The organism is Clostridium sp. UBA6640, assembly GCF_002455975.1.
Classification (GTDB): domain Bacteria; phylum Bacillota; class Clostridia; order Clostridiales; family Clostridiaceae; genus Clostridium_J.
The window spans coordinates 1-5,913 of the sequence record NZ_DKLM01000027.1; the positions used below are offsets into that span (position 1 = coordinate 1).

General features: G+C 28.1%; 5 protein-coding genes. 1 reads left to right on the plus strand and 4 read right to left on the minus strand.

The window, feature by feature from the left end; genetic code table 11:
• Positions 1-518: 518 nt before the first annotated feature.
• Positions 519-1,832 carry a sodium-dependent transporter gene (locus tag B2W91_RS03015; protein ID WP_291578803.1) on the plus strand — a complete coding sequence of 438 codons (1,314 nt, stop codon included), beginning with the start codon at positions 519-521 and terminating at the stop codon, positions 1,830-1,832.
• Positions 1,833-2,017: 185 nt separating this feature from the next.
• On the opposite strand, the gene B2W91_RS03020 is transcribed toward B2W91_RS03015, so the two are convergent.
• From B2W91_RS03020 to B2W91_RS03035, 4 genes are all read right to left on the minus strand, one after another.
• A complete protein-coding gene (locus B2W91_RS03020; RefSeq protein ID WP_291578804.1) occupies positions 2,018-2,575 on the minus strand; it encodes a GNAT family N-acetyltransferase in 558 nt (185 codons plus the stop codon).
• Positions 2,576-2,626: 51 nt separating this feature from the next.
• Positions 2,627-3,091: an aminoacyl-tRNA deacylase gene (locus B2W91_RS03025; protein ID WP_291578805.1), complete on the minus strand. Its 465-nt coding sequence runs from the start codon at positions 3,089-3,091 to the stop codon at positions 2,627-2,629.
• 42 nt (positions 3,092-3,133) lie between these two features.
• Complete coding sequence (locus tag B2W91_RS03030) at positions 3,134-4,654, minus strand: serine hydrolase domain-containing protein (RefSeq protein WP_291578806.1); 1,521 nt, start codon at positions 4,652-4,654, stop codon at positions 3,134-3,136.
• Between the two features lie 924 nt (positions 4,655-5,578).
• Positions 5,579-5,913 (minus strand): hypothetical protein (locus tag B2W91_RS03035; protein WP_291578807.1); only part of this gene is annotated, 335 nt, incomplete at its 5' end.

Genomic DNA, 5,913 nt, shown 5'->3' on the forward strand with positions numbered 1-5,913 from the left:
AAAATTTATTCTCAAAAAACTTTAAAGGTCTTAACTGTGAAGTTTTAACCATAATTCTTTATCTTTCATTCTTCATTTTTCATTCATAGAAAAGATTTTTTATTATGAAGATTAAAATCATACATAAGTTAAATTTTCATTAAGGAACCCCTTAATCATAAGTTATATAAAAAAATATTAATTAACCAAAAATTTCTTCTTGAATTATTTAGACATTTATAGTATACTCTATTAAAATATTCGTATGAGGAGCAACTTATTATGATTACTATAAAAATATTAAATAAAAATGAATATTATTATAGCTATTATAGATAGGGTTTGCTGAAATGAAAAAAATTCATAGATGCAAACTAGTAAAGTATTTTTTAAATACGATTTGCGTCTATGATGGTTATATAGTTGTACACTAAAACCACGTAGAGCTATGCGTGGTTTATTTTGTTAAGAATTTAAACTACGTAGATAGAATGTCTATGTGGTTTTTTTATATAAGAAATTAATAAGGAGGAGTTAAAATGAAAGAAAGAGATAATTTTTCAAGTAAATTTGGATTTATACTTTCCTGTATAGGTTCAGCGGTAGGGCTTGGAAACATATGGATGTTCTCTTGGAGACTAGGTCAGTATGGAGGAGCCGCCTTTCTTATACCATATTTTATATTTGTATTTATATTAGGAACTACAGGACTTATGGGAGAATTCGCTTTAGGGAGAGCAAAAGGAAAAGGTTCCTTAGGTAGTATAAAAGAAATCTTAGATGAAAAGAATATATTCGGTTCATCTATCATATCTCTAATACCCACTTTAGGTGTTTGGGGAATATTCTTATTTTATAATGTAGTAGTTGGATGGGTTTTAAAATATTTTTCAATAAGCACAACTAGCAATTTTAAAAATATAGATGTCCTAAATTACTTAGATGGTTTTTTAGGAACCAATGAAACTATTTTCTGGCTTGCTTTAGCCTTGTTGATAACAACTATTATTGTAGCCTATGGAGTCAGCAAAGGAATTGAAAAAGCAAATAAAGTTATGATGCCTGCACTATTTATTATATTTATAATATTACTTATTAGGTCTGTAACCCTTCCTGGAGCATCAGAAGGAATACGATACTTATTAATTCCTAAATGGTCTTATTTATTAAATCCTACCACTTGGGTTATGGCTCTTGGTCAGGCATTCTTTACTGTATCTTTAAATGGAGCTGGTATGGTGGTATATGGTAGCTACATAAAGAAGGATGTTGATATACCTTCTTCTGCAATAAATACAGCTTTTTATGATAGTTTATCAGCCATGCTAGCAGCTTTTATAATAATTCCAGCAGCTTTTGCTTTTGGACTAGATCCAGCGTCAGGTCCTACTTTATTATTTATAACAGTTCCAACTATCTTTAAATCAATGCCTGGTGGACATTTATTTGGAGCTATTTTCTTTGGTAGTATTGTATTTGCAGCTGTATCTTCAACTATAAATATGATGGAAGCAACTTCAGAAGCCTTTATGTATAAAACAAAATGGAGTAGAAGAAAAAGCGTACTATTTATTGGAGTAATTTCATTTTTAGCTGCTATACCACTAGCTTTCAATATGGAACTATTTAATAATTTCTCTGATATAATTACTATTTATGTATCTCCTTTTGGTACAGTAATTTCAGCCATAGCTTTCTTTTGGATATATGGAGCAGATAAGGCTTTAAAGGAAATTAATATTGGAGCAAAAAGACCTTTAGGTAATTGGTTTATACCTTTAGCTAAATATATTTTTGTATTTGTATCAATAATAGTTGTTGTTTTAGGAGCAATATACGGAGGAATTGGTTAATACTTTAAATTAAATTTTATTTTCACTTTAAATGAATATAAAATAAAAAGCATTGCAAGATTTCTATGTTTATCAAAGTCTTACAATGCTTTTTGTCTATTCTATTTTTTATATTTAATATAAAAATATTTAGCAACTAATACAATATAATTGTTTTTACTTTACAATATAGTATGTAAAAGAATTTATTTAATAAATTCTTCCCTCAGTATTGAATAATAACAAAGATTTTCAAAATAAGATAAATTTTCAGGTAAATCCTTAATCTTAAAATGATATTTCATTCCTAATTTTTCAACCAATTTAATTGAATGTGTATTTTCGGAGTCTACCAGTCCAATAATTTTTTTCAGCTTAATAACTTTAAAGCCATACTCAATAAGTGCATAGACAGCTTCTGATGCTAGTCCTTGGCTTCTATATTCATTAGACAATCCATAATAAAGTTCAACTTCTTGTAGATTTAAGTCATCAGGACCTAGCCCGCAATACCCAATAACTTTATTATCGTCCTTGTGAATTATAGCTAAATTAAATTTATATATCTTATCCTGCGTATTCTTTTTACAACAATCCATGGACCATTTAATAATATCCTTTACCTCATCTAGCGATGGTACATCTTCAGGAATATATTTATAAAAATTCGCCTCTCCTACAATGTAAAAAATTCTTTCAGCATCTTCTAAAGAATAAGGTCTTACAAGCAATCTGTTAGTTTCTATTCTTGCATCTACAAACACTTCATCTCTCCCCCTTAATCTTATAGTTTATTTTATGTCTTCAATAATAATCTATTTTCTCACCCTAACAATTTGGCCATTATTTATTTGTTGTAGCAATTTAGTTGAAATCTTTGTTAAAGAATAAGGTGATCCTCCACCTGTATAAACAAATTCTCTTTCCATAACTTTAGGATCAATTAAAAATATTGCTTCATACCCAAATGAAGGTACTCCTCCACAAGGGTATCCAGTACTTTCAAGTATTTCTTCTGGCATTGCAGTTCTTGGAACTTCAATATTTAATGCTTTTGCTACCCTTGATGTGCTTGCTCTATGCTCACCCTTAACTATAGCTACAATAAGCTTTCCGCTATTATCAATCATACATATATTTTTTACAAAATCCTCTGGAGATGCATTAGCTGCTGTAGCCGCTTCTTCAACAGAATGACAAGTATCTTCAAAAATATACTGTTCTCCATCTATATTATTTTTTAATAAGTATACTTTTAGCTTATTCTCAAACTCCTTCAAATTTATCCCCTCCAAATATCTTAAGATATAGTTATCATCAGTTTAGTTATACTTGTAGTTTTTATATATTTTATGGTGAGGTTTTTCTTTTGGAAATATTCCAGATATAGCAAATAGTATACACCAAGTTGCCACTGCCCACGTAATCCACTTACATTCATATGGTAACATTGGCGCTATAGCCCGCTTAATTATTACTTGTCCATAAAAAATTACCCACCAGGCTATTCCAATTAATACGGGAATTATAATCCTTATAACCTTACTTAAAACAGATTTATATTGAATTTTTGAAATAAATACTCTTTTACCTTTTCTTATCTTAACTATTATGGATAACATGTATAATGCCAATATGAAAAATAGTCCGATAGATACATAATTAATAATTTTTACAAGACCATTTTCAGGCTTATAGTTTTCAATAGATTCCCCCATACTATATTTTTCCCAATAACTCATTACATCTATAAGCAAATTAGTTCCATTATCACTATTAGTTAGAATTACAATTCCACTATTTTTCTCTGGTATCATTGTAAAATTAGAACGCCATCCTCTATTTGAACCACCATGTCCTATAGTCTTATATCCATTTTCCAATTCTTTTGTTACATATCCTAGTCCATAATTGCTTTTTACTGGAGTGTGTATTAAATGAATATTTTCTTTACTTATTAGGGTTCTAGACTTAGTACTCTCATTGTATCCTTCTAAATTTGCAATCATAAACTTACATAAATCAGTTGTAGTTGTAAATAAACCTGCTGCAGCTTTTTCCGTATACATATATCCAGGAATCTCATTGCCTAAAACACTATAGCTGCTTGAAAGATTCTCTTCTATACTTTTATCTAGCACAAAAGAGCTATTATTTAATGTTAATTTATCAATTATCTCTTTTTTCATATAATCTTCAAAAGTCATTCCTGTAACTTCTTCGAATATCAATTGAAGAATAGTATATCCACCACCAGAATATTTAAACTGTTCTCCTGCTTCTTTTATAATCTTTACTTTATTCTTACTATAACTTTCTCCTGAAAGTGATTCCTCAATTGTAGGTAGCTTTTCTTTTGGAGAATAACCTGCATAATTAACACCAGATAGACCTGAAGTATGACTTAACAATGTTCTAACTGTAATTTTATCAGTATTATATTTAGATTCTGGTAGCTTCCATCTTGTAAGATATTTATCAACTGGCACATCTAAGTCAATTTTACCCTCTTCAACTAGCTTCATTATTCCCCAAGATGTTATACTTTTCGAAATAGATGCAACTTGAAATACTGTGTTATCATCTACCGTCACCTTATCTTTCTTTTTTGCCATGCCATAATTATAAATTCCTTGAATTTTTCCTTCTTCTACTATTCCAATTGAAGCTCCTGGAATATTATATTTATTCATCAATTTAGGCATTTCATTATTTAATTTGTTTATAAACTTTTCTGTATCTTCTAAGTTATATTCTTTACCATAAGCATTAAAACAGGTAGCAAAATAAGTTAAAAGCATAGCTATTATTCCTAGTTTAAATATAGGATTTAATTTTTTCACCCTAATCTCCCCTTTATCATCATTTTATACTATATCTAGAACAGTTCTTTAGCTAAGTAATTATTTAAATTTGAAAACATCTTTAATTAAAGAGTTTTAATTTAATCTGCTTACCTTCCAACGGCCTGTCCACTAGTTTGATGTAACCCCAACTTAATTCAATAATGCAATTCATTTCCCTTATTACTACATTATTAAATATATCTTTTACGAATATATACTTTTTCATTTTTCTCTACTTAATCTATAGTCAACATACTCTTTAAAGAATGCCTTCTAGTTGGAAGAATCCTCATCTTCACCAATTCTATCAATGTTTAATACATCTTTACATATATCTACAAGTACCTTTTCTAAATCAACTCTTGGATATATATTGCACCTCACAATTTAAACTTCTATTTTATCTATTGAAATAGAAGTTCATATTCTGATTATTCACTAATAATTCTACCATATTTTAGAATTATTGGTTGCCTTTATCTATTATTTCTTCAAATTTTATAATTATTTCACTAAGTATATACTTTCTTTTAGAGACTTCTTTAAAAAGCGCAAATAAAGGAGAAATAGTTTTTATAAAGAATAGACTATAATACAAACAATATAAAAATACAATGAGATGTTGGAGGAAAAAATGGTTAATAAGTTACTAGGTGAATTAGAGGAGTTACTTAAGAATATTGGTTATTTAAATTATGAAACATAAGTAGAATCTGCGGAGCCTTTAGAAGATATTTCACTCTTTGGTAGAAGATATATAAAAGAATCTTATGAAATATATGAAAGAAAATAACTAGTCAAATATACAAAGTATATTTCGCATCAAACAGAAAGATATATATCAATAATAATTTAAAATATCGCAGTATGATGAAAAATACACTAGTATACTAGCTAGTTATCTTTGAATATGCTTATTAGTTATTTATATGATTTAGTTAAATTATATTTATCAAGTATTTTATTTCCTATGTCTTCATTAAGATATTTTATATCACTTAAATAAATTAATGTACTTCCTTTATATTTTTGGGCTTCTCCAATAAGAGCTACTTCATAGCAACTTCTTATAACATTTATTATACAATTATCATAATGATTTTCTCTACAGCTTTTACACTGCTTAAGAATATCAGCTATGGCAATAATTAAATTATCATGATCATATACTTTGGTATCAGCTAATGGAATATTCTCATATCCATTTTCAACATAAGTAACATTATTTCTTAAGCACTTTTTAACGCTTTCTTCTG

What these genes read in the sequence shown, in the direction of transcription:
- B2W91_RS03015 (WP_291578803.1), top strand. Translation starts at nt 519, where the DNA reads ATGAAAGAAAGAGATAATTTTTCAAGTAAATTTGGATTTATACTTTCC.